This is a genomic window from Streptomyces sp. NPDC002324 (genome assembly GCF_053593335.1).
The window spans coordinates 1-13755 of the sequence record NZ_JBSFCF010000048.1; the positions used below are offsets into that span (position 1 = coordinate 1).

Consider the following 13755-nt stretch of genomic DNA (forward strand, 5'->3'; position numbering starts at 1 on the left):
GGGCCCGGGGCGGCGCCCCCCCCCCCCCCCGAGACCCATATGCCGGAGGCGTCCAGGGAGGCTGCGGACGGCCTGGGGCCGGTGTCCAGCTCAACGAGCCGGCACGAGAGTGAGGGCGCGTCGGAGCATGGGCTACCTCGACAACGGTCTCTGAATTGCTGGTTCGTGTGCGACTGGAAACTGGCCCCGCGACCAGCGGCTGCCACCGCGTGGTCAACGTCGCCAACAGCTGGTGCGCCGACGCCAAGTACGCCTCCACCGCGGACGGCGCCGCAATCATCCGGTGGCCCGACACCGGCGGGACCAGCCAGGAATGGCAGCTCATCGCCCTCAATGACGAGAACGCCAACGTCGTCGAAGAGCGTCACTACTGACCGGCTGCATCACGAAACTGCGGACAGAGTCCGAACTCCACGGCCGATCTCGACCTCGGTTCGCCCGCTGGTGAACGGAGTGAGGTGGGGCGGGGAGCGAAGTGCGTCTCCTGCTCGTGTTGGTTCAGAAAAGCCTTTGCCCTGAAGCCTGTTGGTGCTGATAGAGAAGAGTATGGACGACAAGAGGATGGCCCCGGTCGAGCGGATGCTCGCGGAACGCGCCTGCGAGCGCATCATTGTGGACTTCATCCACCGCCTTGACCTCGGCGACCCGAGTTCGGTGGCCGAGCTGTTCACGCCCGACGGCGTCTGGCACTGGCCTTTCGGGGACCGGCGCGTCGAGGGGCGCGAGGCCCTGCGCGGCTACTTCGCCTCTCGCCCGGAGGACAGGCTGTCGCGGCGTCTGATGACGAACATCCTGGTCACGGTGGAGTCCGAGGTGACAGCGCGGTCCGTCTCCTATCTGACGACATACCGCGTCGACGGTTACTCAGGTGGAATGATCGAGCCCCGGCTCCCGGCGAACATCGGCCACTACGAGGACGTCTTCCGCAACATCGACGGCTCCTGGCTCCTCGCCAGCCGCACTGTCTTTCTCCCCTTCGGCGGCGGGACGGAACGGCTCCCCGTCGCGGATCCGTCACGCGCCTGATGGCACCGCTCTGTCGACGGGGGATCGGAGGTCGCCGGGCTGCGGTGTCGTTGTGGTGATCAACGGGCAGAGCCGATCGGGCAGCCGTCGTCCGTCAATCGCCTGCTGTGCCGAAAGCAGTCGATCGGTCGAAGCTACGTCTTGCCCGATCGTGGCGACTGCGTCGCCGGCCGGGGTCGTCATGTGTCTACGCTGGTGGCGTGACAGTGGTATGGGTGACGGGCAATTCAGGAACTGGTAAGTCCACGGTCTGCGGGGTGTTGCGAGCGCGTGGCTACGTCGCGATCGACGCCGACGAGGACGGCTTCTGCCGCTGGATCGACCGAGCTACGGGCGAGGTCGTGATGGAGCCTCCGTATCCGGTTCCCGAGGGCTGGCTCCATCGATATGGGTGGGCGATCGTCCGCGAGCGCGTCGAGACCCTCGTCAAGGAGTCTCGTTCCCGAATCGCGTTCTTGTGTGGGTCGGCGGAGAACGAGGCGGACGTCCGCGATCTTTTCGACGTCATCGTGTGCCTGGTGATCAACGAGGACACCCTCCGCCACCGGCTCGCGACCCGCACGACGAACCCATTCGGTCAACATCCCGAAGAGCTCGCAGCGGCCCTGAAGTGGAATCCTCGAATGCGAGCCATCTACGAAAGCCATGGCGCAGCGATCATCGATGCATCCAAGCCGGTGACCGAGGTGGTGGACATCATGATCGACGCAGTTCAGAAACCGTCTTCCAGTTCTTGAGGAGCACGTGCACCGTTGCCAGTCGCGCGATGGCCGCCCGGGGCCGGTAACTCCGGCTGTATCACGGTGGTGACTGTCCGGGCCAGGCCCGCGAAGGCCCGGATCGCGAAGGCCCGGCCCGGAGAGCGCCCGAGAAATGGATCTTCGGCAACTCCGCGCGCCAAGCGCGCCGCCATGTGCGGATGACCGATCTGGCGTGGCACACCGACGCCGGGCGCCTGGACAAGCTGGCGGCCCATGCGGGCGCCGGTCTGATCAGCCTGCGAGTGGCGAAGACCTATCCCCTGGAGCAGGTCGCCGATGCCCACCACGCCCTCGCTGCGGGCGGGCTCCGAGGCCGGATCGTCCTGGTCCCCGACCATGCGTGACAGGAGCCTGGTCGCGATGTAGGGATGCGAGGGGTGCACGGTGGCCGTCACGGGGGCTCCACCGGCCCGGGGCTCGGCGCCGCCGAGGGGTTCATCGCCGGCGCTACCGTCCACCTTGTCGGCGCCCCGGAAGTCCGAGCGTGACCTCGCGCTTGCCCGGCTGGCCACTTCGGCGGTCGCGGTCCGCGCCGATGTGACCGCCAACGACGCTCTCTCGACCGGGGCTACGCCACGAGTGGCCAACGTCGGCGCACCGTCGGTCGGCAGTCCGGCAAGTGTGGGACCGGGGCGGTGACAAGAGCAGCGCTGCCGATCTCCTCCGCCCTTGCCCAGTCGGCCATCGCCGCTGTGCGTTCGGTCGGTGCTCGGTGCTCGGTGGCGCGGCCGGCCTGGTGATGGTCGTACCGGGCGAGTGGGGCGCGCCGCTCGCCAGGCCTCAAGCCGGGCGCAGCGGGGCGGACGGCGGACGGCAGCCGCGAGGCGAGGTGGAGGGCGAGTAGACGCAGCGTCAAATACTCTGTAGACCCGGTGGTAACGACAGCCTCAGGACCCGCTCCGCATTCTGGTGACGTGATGAGCACGTACGTTTCACCCGAATCGAGAGAACTCCTCCATGGGTAGACCCTTCCGGATTCCCCTCGCCATGGCGGTCGTCGCCCTGCTGACCGCGCCTGTCCTGACCGGTTCCTCACTCACCGGCACGGCGACGGCGGCACAGACCACCAGCGCCACCACGACCACCACGGCCGCGGCGGTCACCGCCGAGGCCGCCGCGGACCCCGTCTACGCCCGGCTCTACAACCAGGGCACCGGAAAGTGCCTCGCCGTTCCGGGCCCCTACACGGACGTCGAAGGCGCCGAGCTGATCCAGTGGACGTGCAGCACGAGCGAGACCCAGTACTGGGCGCTCATCCCCGTGACGGGCGGCTACCAGGTGAAGAACCTGGCGAGCGGAAGATGTCTCGCCGTCGCGGGCAACAGCAAGGTGCAGGGGGCCGTCTCCGTCCAGTCGACCTGCGGCGGCGGTAACGGCGTCGAGCAGGTCTGGGCACACGACTCCATCGACCGGCTGACGAACGCCAACAGCAAGTTCTGCCTGGCCGTCCTCAGCACCGAAACGGCCAACGGAGTCAAGCCCGCTCAGTGGACCTGCGGCACGAACAAGGATCAGCAATGGCTCTGGTAACGGAACGACGGTTCACGCGACTGCCCCGGCCGGCCCTCCTGGCAAGTCTCCTCGGTCTCGTCGCCGCGCTGCTCGTGACCCTGCTCATCGCCCCGGACCGCGCATCCGCCGCGACTATCTCCGTCCCGAAGGTCGCCTACCAGAACACGGCGACCGAGGGAGACGGGCCCCGCACCCCCGACATCATCAGCACCAGCGCGAACGACGCGGTCGTGGTGTGGCGGGAGGGCACCACCGCCACGGTGATCACCGACACCTCGGGACCGGTCGTCGACCACGGGTACATCCGGTACTCGTACACCACCGACGGCGGCACGAACTGGAGTCGTCCGCAGACGCTGGCGCAGGAGACCAGCGAGCACTCCTGGCACTACGTCGAGCTCTACAAGACGGGCAACCGCATCCTCGCGTACATGGGCAGAACCTCGCCCGCGAACCGCAGAGGCCTGCCGATCGACGCCATCGTCGCCAAGGAGAGCACCGACGGGGGGCACACCTGGCACGACTTCACCGTCAATCTGCCGCTCGCCGACCACGGCAATCTCGCCCTCGCCGGACGTCCGGTCCAGATGGCCGACGGAAGATACGTCATGCCGGCCTGGTGGACGGGCAGGCAGGTCGGGGCGCTGTACTCCGACAACCTCCAGGACTGGACGGCCGGGACCGCCGCCCCCAACCCGACCGACCACCTGCCCGGCGAACCGCAGTTGGTCATCTCCCAGGACGACCCGAACAAGCTGCTCATGGTTGCACGCAGCAGTCCCCCTGACGGCACATCACCGACGTTCGCGTTGACGGCCACCAGCACGAACGGTGGCGAGTCCTGGAGCAACCTCGCCCTGGACACCAACGTGCCCAACAACGACTCCAAGAGCTACTTCACCAAGGACAGCACCGGCCGGTATCTGACCATCTACAACACCGACTCGAACCCGATCCGACAGGTCCTGAACTACCGGACCAAGAACCCCGGTGGCGCGGCCTGGTCGAGCAGCAAGGTGTTCGCCAACCCCGCCGGCCCCACCGACCCGACACCGGCCGGCACCGGCGCCGGCTGGGACACGTACCCGATGGGCGATGAGTACGCGCCCGGCAAGTACTTCATCGTCTGGGAGCACGACACCTCGGCCATCCTGGTGAGCAAGCTCGACATCTCCGACACGTAGACCGACCGGCTCCGCCGACCCCACTGCTTCCGGAGGGGGAGCAGCCGGGTCGGCGGATTTTCACGAAGCAGTTCGGCCCGCTCAGCCCGTTTACAGGGCCAGGGTGGGCCATCGCTGTGCGGTAGCGCCTCCACTGCCGGTAGGGCCTTCTGGCCCGCCAGGGCCACTGCGATCTGTGAGGTCTCCAGACTCAGTTGACGTGGGGCACCGACGGAAGATCACTGTGTGTGAAGCAGTGTGAGGTTGGCCTGCCCGGCTTCCTCGTCCACGGGATTCCGTGTGCCCACACCCATTCGGTCTTCAACGCCCAAGGGGCCGCCAGGAGCGGACGGTTCCCGGTCGTACTGTTCTCCCCCGGGTCGGGCGGAGTGCGCACCCAGAACACTGCCTGGGCGGAGGAACTGGCCAGCCACGGCTACGTGATCGCCGCCCTCGACCACCGTTACGACTCTGCCGCCGTAGTCCTCACTGACGGCCGAACGATCCACACCAAGACCGCCTCCACCGGCGACAGCCGCTGATCAGCTGTGCCACGGCAGCCGACGGCACGGCCGTTACCCGTCGGGGACGAAGCTCTGCCGGGCGATCGCCGGCCGGCAGAGGACGGTGGCGTCGACACCACGGGCCGAGCCCCTCGGACCGGTCCGAGTCATCCATCGGCGTGCCGGTGGGCGGCCAGTGGCGTACAGGTGCGGGACCGTGTGGCCCGACGCCCGTTCCGTCGACGTAGAGACACGCGGCGCTGGAGCCTGGCTGGTCAGGGGGGAGAGCGTGTCCGTGACCTCCAGGCGGAGGGTGTCGCGAACGGGTGCCTGGTGGAACGGGTGGAGGCACAGGGCGACGTCTACGCCGAAGGGCGTGGTCGGCAGACCGGGGCGGGGTGCAGCCCGCACCCGCTCAACGCCCCCAGGGAGTGCAACCGGACCGTCCATCCGCGAACTCGAAGCAGGCCCGTGCGTCAGACGGCCGCTCGATGCCGATCATCAGGGTGTAGATGGCACGGTTCGGAACGGCGACCTGCCCCGACTGGTGCTGCTCGTCGGTGGTCTCGACCCACACCCGGTCCCCGCGCCGCGGTTCGGTGATCCGGCCCCATGACGCCCGGCACATCAGGCTGACGCGCAGCTCCACGACCCGGCCGGCGGTCTCCCGCCGCGCACGCGTGTCCGCGTCCGTCCAGCAGTCCGTGTCCCTTTGTTCGGAGTTGCGGCCCGTGCAGCTCTCACCTCGGCACGGGCCTGTGCTCAGCCGGGGCGCTGCTTCCTCGCGCCCGCCGCCGTGCGTCCATGCCCAGGTGGTCCAGGTCCCCGCGCCCAGCGCGGCGGCCAGAGCGGCCCCCGCCGCCGCGACCACCACGGTCCTGCGGCTCAGGTTCCCCTCTCTCGGGGCGAGCGGTGGCGTGTCGGCCCGGACGTCCGCCGGCGCCGGGGAGGCCACCGCGCTTTCGCGCCTGTTCTCCGCTTCTCCGGTCTCCCCTGCGGCCGCGGTGCCGCGCGCGTCCCGTCCGCTCCAGGCACGGTCCGCGAGCCGCCACAGTGCCAGCATTCTCGCCGGATCCGCGCCGCTCAGCTTCGCGAGCGCCTCCACCGCGTCGCGAGGCGGCAGCGTCTTGCCGTTGAGGTAGCGCTCCCACGACGACTTGCTGTACGAGGTCCTGGCCGCCAGCGCGGCGAAGCTGAGTCCGGTGCCGTCCTTGGCCTCCCGCAGCCGCTCCATGAGGTGGCGGACCTCGGGCGCGGTCGGCTCCGACATGCGGCCGCCCGGCTGCGGCCGAGCGCCCTCAGCCACTCGGTTTCCTGAGTTCGCGCCAGGTCATCGGACCGACGATGCCGTCGTCGTCGAGTCCACGGGATCGCTGGAACCTTTGGACCGCGGCCTTGGTGTTGGGCCCGAACGACGCGTCGATCCCCTTGGGGTCGAAGCCGTGTTCCTTGACCAGGCACTGCACCTCCGCGACCGCCTCGACGGTGGTGCCGACGCCGTACTCGTCCGTCAGGGTCGTGCTGTGCCCGGCGTACAGAAGGCCGTCGCGCACCGTGAAGTGGCACGGAAACGTCCGCGCGGAGTATGTGGAGGTCGGCACGCTCGTGCTCCTGCTCCGCTCGCGCGGCTCCGCCGCCGACTCCCAGGGCCGTGCGGCCAGCAGGGCCGCCGCGGCGAGCACGACCACGACGGCGGTCGCCGACGCCGTGACCAGCGGACCCCTGGGCGGGAGTCGGCCGGAGCCCTTCCGCTCGCTCGGGGATGCCGACTCCGGCTGCGCGGGTTCCTGTGGCCGCTCGTCCTCCCGCGCCGCCTCCTGCTTCGGCTGCTCCGACGGCTCCGACGGCTCCTGCGGCTCCTGCGGACCCGGCGGTGCGGGGTCCGCCTCGACAGCGGATGTGGCCACTTCCCACAGTGCCGTCAGGCTGATCCGATCACCGCCGCATACGTCCGCCATGGCCTCGACGGCGTGCCGGGGCGGCACCGCCTTCCCGTTGAGGTAGCGCTCCCACGACGACTTGCTGTACGAGGTCCTGCTCGCCAGTGCGGCCAGGCTCAGACCGCTGTGGTCCTTCAACTGTCTGAGCTGTACCACGAGTTGCCGGATCCGCGGATCCAACGACTCGGGCAGCGCCTTCCAACGCGCCATGCCCACCCCCTTTCGCGCACTCCTTGTGTGCGGCTTCAACGTTTGGCTAAGCGTACGGAGATACGACCCTCCGGACTCACGTTCCCCACCTCTTTCGCCCCTCGCGCCTTCACGCCACCCCCACATCCCGCCGCCGCGTCGTCCCGCATCACGTCCCAGCAGGTCAGAGTGGGATGCATCCCGTGCTGTCCCAACCGGGCGGGTTCTGTCGCCGATGGGGAGCCCGACCCTCCAGCATGGATCTCGTTCGACCGGAGGGCACGGTTCACCGGGCCGTCCGCCGAACACGACCGATATCCAGATCACATTTCCGGGGGTACCCCATGGCACTCAGCGCAGCCCGCAAACGCACCGCGATCATGCTCGCCTCCCTCACCCTGGTGGGCGGCACGGCCACCGGGGGTGTCGCCGTCGCAGCCGGAACCGCCGCGGCCGCGGTCTTCCCGTGCGACGTCAACATGAGTTCCAGCGGCCGGCTCTCCGCCGGTTACTACAACGGCAACACCGTCATCCCCTCCTCCTCGCAGGTGACCGCCGCCGGCAAGGAAGCGCAGTGCATCCTGAAGTACCACGGCTACAACCCGGGGACGGTCGACGGCATCTTCGGCAACAACTCCAAGGCGGCGGCGAAGAGGTTCCAAGAAATCTACAACGACGCCTGCAACGGCAGCCTGGACGAGGACGGTCTGGTCGGCGAGGAGACCTGGCCCCGCCTCCGCCGTCTCTCCTGCTGACCGTGGCGTAGCGCGCTGGGCTGTGGACCGCCTCCGGTCGGGGCCTCGTACGGTCCGGCCGGGCCAGGGTGAGTCGGCGACGGGGGCAGCTCAGCGGTGAAGGAGGTGTTCGAGCCGGCGAGCCTCCGGGGGCAGTGGGGCCACACACCACTGGTGGCTGCAGTGTCGGCTTCCCGTGGAGTGGCCGTGAGGGGGCTCGACCTCGATGGTGCCAGCGCTCGAGCCCTCCGGACGCGGGCTGTCGGCCGCTGGCTGGTGCACCGGCCGGTTGCTGCCGTCGTACCTCGGGCTCGGGACGAACGGGGAATCGGCCGTCACTCTGGAGGTGCCCGGCGAGCCTGGTATGTCCGGACTCGGATGCGCCCGTCTACGTCAGCGGATCGTTCGGCGACAACGTCAACTCGGGACGAGAGAGCCTGCTCGCTCACGAGCGGTGGGAATGGGGCGGACAGCTGCCCAGTCAGGCCCTGCGCACCGTCGGCGGCAACGTCCGAGGCCTGCTCGCTTTCGACCCCGCACTCCTGCACGCCATCGACGCCGCCGGCCCCGCCACCCAACGCGCGGTGGCCCTGTTCGCGGCCCGCCGGGCCTGCGAGAGGGCCGGTCTGACCGGCCTGGACTGGATCGCCGACGCACTCACGGCCCTGGCCGCCGGCCGTCCGCTGCCGCCGCCCTTCGACGACCCGGACCGCCTGTGGCGGGTACTGGATTCGGACCCGCGCGTCCCGAACAGGACCGTCGCTCGGGCCATCCCGCCTCGACGGTCGCCCTACCGCGCGCCTGGCCCCTCAAGAGGACAGGTGCTTCTGCGGAAGCCCTCACCGGTGCCACCGCCGGTGGTGGGCCCCGCGGCTGCTGCGGTGAAGCCGCCGAGCCCGTCCGCACCGCAGCCCGACGACAGCCCGGCCTCGCACACCATGGCCATCGTCTTCGGTGCTCCCGACCCGTCCCTGCGGATGTCGCAGCCGCACATGGCCCTGCCCGCACTGGTCGATGCCGCCGGAGCCGACCCGCTCCAGGCCGCCCTGGACGCGGTATACGCGGGCGTGGTCACCTACGGCGAGGAGTACCCGGCATTGCTCGAAGAGATCTGGTCCGCGTGCCGGAGCAATCCCTAGGCACCGAAGCTCATCTGCGCTCATCACGCCCGGCGAGAACCGGTCTCCCCACCGAAGGGCCGCTACGACGCGCGCGCAAAGGCCCGCTTGCCGGAGAGCAGGCACAGCGTTCAGCCAAGCCCAAGGTCTTCGCGGCCGCCGACGGCCGCCTCCTGTACTGCAGCCCGGCTGAGCCCGCGAGTCAGGGCTGGTCAGACTTCCGGCCGACGGCCCCGCGGTGGAGATCGTCGAGGATGGTCCTCACGGCGGATCCGCGTCGAGCAGGGCATCGCTCGCCTGAACAACTGGCGAGTTCTCGTCGGCCACCACTGTCGTCGTGCGCACATGAGTGACGTCATCGACAAGGGTGAACACCGGACCAGTCCGCACGCCGCGACATGCAGGTGAAACCCAGCAACCGTTGCGCACCCTCGATGGTCGAACGATCGGATGTGAACAACCGGCATCCCGTCACTTCATCCAACTCCTGGAGAATCTGTGCCTCTTCGCACCAGCCGTCGTACGATCCCCGGCACCGCCCGTCGTACGAGCAGCCGCACGGTCGCGGGCAGCGCGGCCGTCGTCGCCGCGCTGCTGGCCGCTCCGCTCGTCGTCGCCGCCCCGGCTGCCGCGGTCCCGAAGGCACCGAGCGCCGACTTCAACGGCGACGGTTTCGCCGACCTCGCGACCGCGGCGCCCGAGGCCACCGTCTCTGGTGTCGAGTTCGCCGGCTATGTCGCCGTTGTCTACGGCTCCGCGGCCGGCGCCGACACCGCGCACCCTCTGATCGTCTCGCAGGCCTTGTCGTGGGTGCCCGGCGAGCCCTCGCCCTATCGCTTCGGCATGTCCACGGCCGCACGCGACCTCGACGGGGACGGCTACACCGACCTCGTGGTCGGCGCCTACAAGGGTGCCGCCGTGCTGTGGGGCTCCGCGAGCGGCCTGACCTCCGCCACGGCGCTCAGCGGCACCGTCAGCAAACTGGCCGGCGGCGACTTCAACGGCGACGGCAAGGACGACCTCGCCCTCGGCAATGACGGCATCCTCCAGGTCCGCCTGGGACCGTTCACCCGTGACGGGGCGCCGGCGGGCACCAATGTCTTCCCGGTGAACGAGAAGAAGGAGACCTGGGACGTCATCGCCGGTGACATGAACGGTGACGGCAAGGACGACCTCGTCACCACCCACGGCTTCGAGGAGCGGTCGTACGGGACCCTCTGGTGGCCGGGCACCGCGACCGGCATCGACACCGAGCACTCCAGGTCGACCGGGTCCGCATCCGTCGGCGGTGTTGTCGCCGACGTGAACATGGACGGTTACGGCGACTATGTCGGACGGCAGGTCGACGCCGTCTCCGAGATGCGGATGTACGACGCGGGCAACGTCCGGGTCGTCTACGGCGGCCCGGACGGACCGAGCGCCCGGGTCACGCGAATCACGCAGAACACGGCCGGTGTGCCCGGCGTCTCCGAGGCCGGCTACCGGAACGACGACGACAGCGACTACGGGGACCAGTTCGGCGCCTCACTGGCCGCCGGCGATGTGACGGGCGACGGTTACCCGGACATCGCGGCCGGCGTCCCCGGCGAGGACATCGGCTCCATACGCGACGCCGGTTCGGTCGTCCTGCTGAAGGGCGGTGCCTCCGGGCTCACCGGCACCGGCGCCCAGGCCTTCGACCAGTCCGACTCCGGGGTGCCCGGGGCCTCCGAGGCCGGTGACGAGTTCGGCGGCAACGTCGCCCTGCTCGACGTGAACGCCAACGACCGCGCCGACCTCGCCGTCGCCGCGCCCAAGGAGGACGGCACGTACAAGAACTCCGGCGCGGTGTGGCTGTTCCGCGGCTCCAGGGCCGGGCTGACCACGACCAACATCACGTCGTTCGGGCCCTCGGTCCTGGGGGCGCCGGAGAAGGGCGCGCTCTTCGGCCGCGAGTTCGCCAAGTAGGTCCAGCCCGTGCCGTGCTGCCGGGCCACCGTCCGGTGGCCCGGCAGCACGGCCCTTCGGGGCAGACGTCCGGCCGGGGCGCTGGCACCCTCGCGGTTTTCGCCGCTTCACAGCGTCCGGTCCGCGATCTGTCTCGGTCGCACGTGTCACGGTGCGTCCGAGAGGACAGCACATTCGAACAAGAGTCGCGGTGTCTCCGCGGCAACGACGACACGCTGTACTGGACGGCTGTCAACCGGCGCCGCCCGGGCGCACTACGCAGGACTCACGGTGCACGCTTGTCGTACCAGCCCTCGGTGTGAGTCCGTGCGCTCTGCCGGGGCGAATGGGTGACGGGAAACTGCGGGGAATGCAAAATCCGCGTGCGTTCACTGATGGGCCTGATGATTCCTCAGCCGGAGAACGAGGAGGTCTTCCGGACGCTGACCTGCTTTGCCCATCTGGTGCTGCTCGCGGAGGACCTGCTCTTCGACGGCTCCCCGTCGGCAGGCGGGTTCGGAGCAATCATTGAACAGGCAGGGAGAGTCATGCGGGTGATGGAGTCGCCCGGCTACCGGGTCTCCGGGGCGGACGACCCCTACACCCTGGCCCTGGTCGATGTGATGAACCGGCTCAGGAAGGCGAGTTCCCCGGGCCGGGTCGGCAGACTGACCCACGAGATGCGTCGCTGCTTCGCGGGCGCGGTTCGCGGCATCAGCGCCCTGCACGGCCCCGGACCGCTGACCGAGGATCAGTACCTGTCGATCCGGCTGGACGACGTGGCGGGCCATCTCACCATCGTGCTCATCGAGATGTGCGGCTCCGATCCGCTGCCCGACGATATGTGGCAGTCCCCGGCGGTGCTGGCGTGCCTGGAGAGCGCCGGAATGGTCGGCGCCCTCGACAACGACCTGTTCTCGTACCGCAAGGAATCCGTCCACGACCTGAATCTGATCAATGTCCTGCAAGCGACCCGGGGGCTTTCGGTTCAGCAGGCTGTCGACGAGACGATGAAGGTACGGGATCGGGCCATGCGGTTGTTCCTGGGGCTGCGCGAGGAGCTCCTGGTCGGCGCCCCCGCGCCCCTGCGCTATCTGTTGGAGCAGTTGGGCCAGGCCCTGCGGGGCCACGTGGAATGGGGGATGACGGCCCCGCGCCACACGGGCGTGTCGGCGGAGAACGGGGCAGCGGTCGGTCCGGTCGGTTCACTGTCCGGCTGCTGGGCGGACCAGCCGTCGAGCGGCGATCCCGATCCGCTGCCCTGTCCGAGCGTCTCGTGGTGGTGGGACCAGACCGGGCAGGCGTCAGGAAGAGCGCTCACCCAGCAGCAGTGAGTAGAGCTTGGACTCCGCACCGCCGGAGAGGTCGATCGAGACGGCCTTCGGTTGGGTGTACTCGTCGAGGGCGTGCTCACCGCTCTCCCGGCCGATCCCGCTCTCCTTGCAGCCCTCGAGCGGGAAGTGCGGCGGGAGCGCGTACCAGTCGTTGATCCATACCACCCCGGTCTCCAGACGTTCCGCGATGTCCAGCGCCGCTTGGTTGTCGCGGCTCCAGACACCGGCGGCCAGGCCGTACTCGGTGCCGTTGGCGATCTGCACGGCCTCCTCGGCCGTGCGGTAGCGCATGACCGCCAGGACGGGCCCGAAGACCTCCTCATGGGCGACCCGCATGTCCGGGGTGACGTCGGTGAGGATGGTGGGTTCCATCCAGTGCCCGCGCACGAACGACGGACCGGACGGTACCCCGCCGCCATGGACGACGCGGGCGCCCTGCTCGACGGCGGCGGACACGCAGGCCAGCGCGTGGTCGCGTTTGTCTCGTGAGATCAGCGGGCCGAGATCGGTCAGCGGGTCCAGCGGGTCGGCGATGCGCAAGTCCCGAACCCGTTCGACCAGTTGGTCCACGAACGTGTCGTGCAGGGCGTCGGGGAGCAGCAGGCGGGTCCTGGCCGCGCAGATCTGACCCGAGTACGTCATGCACGCGAAGAGGGCACCGTCGACGGCGGTCGTCACATCGGCGTCATCGAGGACGATGTTGGCCGACTTGCCTCCCAGCTCCAGGGTGAGGTGCCGGAAGCCGCCCGAGGCCCGGCGCAGCACGTCGTGGCCGACACGGGTGGAGCCGGTGAAACCGATCTTGCGGACGTCGGGGTGTTCGACGAGCCGTCCCCCGACCTCGGGGCCCTCCCCCGTGACGAGGTTGAGCACTCCGGGCGGCAGACCCGCCGCCTCGAGTTCGCGTACGAGCTCCACGATGGTGAGCGGAGCCCGCTCGTCGGGTTTGGTGACGACGCTGTTGCCCGCGGCCAGCGCGGGGATGACCTTCCAGCCGGCGTGCACGAGTGGGAAGTTCCACGGCACGATCGCGGCGCAGACGCCGAGCGGCTCACGCCGGACCAGCCCGGCCGCCAGCACGGGCGAGAGCATGGCCGCCGGCCGTTCGAACTCGTAGCGCTCCACCAGGTCGACCTGGTAGCGGAGATGGGCCAGGGACGTCCCGATGTGCAGTGCCTCGGCAAGACGCACCGGAGCGCCGTTCTCCCTGACCTGCATCTGGGCCAGTTCGTGTGAGCGTCGCACCAGGTGGTCGATCGCCTCGCGCAGCACGGCCGCCCGTTCGGTGGACGGTGTGGCGCGCCAGGTCCTCTGCTCGTAGACCGCCTGCGCGGCGGCGACCGCCTGGTCGACGTGCTCACGACGGCCCTTGGCGAGGGTCGCCACGAGTTCCTCCGTCGCCGGGCTGCGGATCTCGTAGCGGTCCGGACTGTCGATCCACTTTCCGTCGATGTGCATCAGTGCGTGCGGAACCTCGTGCACTGGTGGGCCTCCTGCGCGGTCGGTGGCGGACATGGTTCTCGACAGGGAGTGGGGGCGTGCAGGTCCT

Annotated in this window: 13 protein-coding genes and 1 pseudogene; 11 read left to right on the forward strand and 3 right to left on the reverse strand. The window is 69.5% G+C overall.

What is annotated here, in order from left to right; genetic code table 11:
* Positions 1–167 precede the first annotated feature (167 nt).
* The 7 genes and pseudogenes from ACWCRJ_RS38670 to ACWCRJ_RS38700 form a co-directional block, all read left to right on the forward strand.
* Entirely contained in the window at positions 168–374 is a 207-nt protein-coding gene (locus tag ACWCRJ_RS38670) for an RICIN domain-containing protein (protein WP_450943685.1), read from the forward strand.
* A 172-nt stretch (positions 375–546) separates the two neighbouring features.
* The gene (locus tag ACWCRJ_RS38675) at positions 547–1026 is read left to right on the forward strand and encodes a nuclear transport factor 2 family protein (protein ID WP_450943686.1); all 480 of its coding nucleotides are present in this window, start codon (positions 547–549) and stop codon (positions 1024–1026) included.
* A 200-nt stretch (positions 1027–1226) separates the two neighbouring features.
* Positions 1227–1763, forward strand: a complete 537-nt coding sequence (locus ACWCRJ_RS38680) for an AAA family ATPase (protein WP_450943687.1) — start codon at positions 1227–1229, stop codon at positions 1761–1763.
* Between the two features lie 140 nt (positions 1764–1903).
* The gene (locus ACWCRJ_RS38685; RefSeq protein ID WP_450943744.1) at positions 1904–2131 is read left to right on the forward strand and encodes a zinc-binding dehydrogenase; all 228 of its coding nucleotides are present in this window, start codon (positions 1904–1906) and stop codon (positions 2129–2131) included.
* A 613-nt stretch (positions 2132–2744) separates the two neighbouring features.
* Positions 2745–3317: an RICIN domain-containing protein gene (locus ACWCRJ_RS38690; RefSeq protein ID WP_450943688.1), complete on the forward strand. Its 573-nt coding sequence runs from the start codon at positions 2745–2747 to the stop codon at positions 3315–3317.
* Complete coding sequence (locus ACWCRJ_RS38695; protein WP_450943689.1) at positions 3305–4483, forward strand: sialidase family protein; 1179 nt, start codon at positions 3305–3307, stop codon at positions 4481–4483. The genes ACWCRJ_RS38690 and ACWCRJ_RS38695 overlap by 13 nt, the downstream gene beginning before the upstream one ends.
* 242 nt (positions 4484–4725) lie before the next feature.
* A pseudogene (locus ACWCRJ_RS38700) lies at positions 4726–4995 on the forward strand (alpha/beta hydrolase); the annotation flags it as partial.
* 385 nt (positions 4996–5380) lie between these two features.
* Here the strand turns inward: ACWCRJ_RS38700 and ACWCRJ_RS38705 are convergent.
* Positions 5381–6271 (reverse strand): helix-turn-helix domain-containing protein, encoded by an 891-nt coding sequence (locus ACWCRJ_RS38705; RefSeq protein ID WP_450943690.1) that lies wholly within the window; start codon positions 6269–6271, stop codon positions 5381–5383.
* Positions 6264–7115, reverse strand: a complete 852-nt coding sequence (locus ACWCRJ_RS38710; RefSeq protein WP_450943691.1) for a helix-turn-helix domain-containing protein — start codon at positions 7113–7115, stop codon at positions 6264–6266. The genes ACWCRJ_RS38705 and ACWCRJ_RS38710 overlap by 8 nt, the downstream gene beginning before the upstream one ends.
* Positions 7116–7438: 323 nt before the next feature.
* Here ACWCRJ_RS38710 and ACWCRJ_RS38715 point away from each other — a divergent pair, with 323 nt between their 5' ends.
* The 4 genes from ACWCRJ_RS38715 (at position 7439) to ACWCRJ_RS38730 (ending at position 12206) form a co-directional block, all read left to right on the forward strand.
* A complete protein-coding gene (locus tag ACWCRJ_RS38715; RefSeq protein WP_450943692.1) occupies positions 7439–7849 on the forward strand; it encodes a peptidoglycan-binding domain-containing protein in 411 nt (136 codons plus the stop codon).
* Between the two features lie 563 nt (positions 7850–8412).
* Positions 8413–8967 (forward strand): hypothetical protein, encoded by a 555-nt coding sequence (locus ACWCRJ_RS38720; protein ID WP_450943693.1) that lies wholly within the window; start codon positions 8413–8415, stop codon positions 8965–8967.
* A gap of 477 nt (positions 8968–9444) precedes the next feature.
* A complete protein-coding gene (locus ACWCRJ_RS38725) occupies positions 9445–10893 on the forward strand; it encodes an FG-GAP-like repeat-containing protein (RefSeq protein WP_450943694.1) in 1449 nt (482 codons plus the stop codon).
* A 362-nt stretch (positions 10894–11255) separates the two neighbouring features.
* Positions 11256–12206 carry a terpene synthase family protein gene (locus ACWCRJ_RS38730; protein ID WP_450943695.1) on the forward strand — a complete coding sequence of 317 codons (951 nt, stop codon included), beginning with the start codon at positions 11256–11258 and terminating at the stop codon, positions 12204–12206.
* On the opposite strand, the gene ACWCRJ_RS38735 is transcribed toward ACWCRJ_RS38730, so the two are convergent.
* Positions 12177–13688, reverse strand: coding sequence for an aldehyde dehydrogenase family protein (locus tag ACWCRJ_RS38735; RefSeq protein ID WP_450943696.1), 1512 nt, complete (start codon positions 13686–13688; stop codon positions 12177–12179). The genes ACWCRJ_RS38730 and ACWCRJ_RS38735 overlap by 30 nt on opposite strands.
* Positions 13689–13755: the final 67 nt, after the last annotated feature.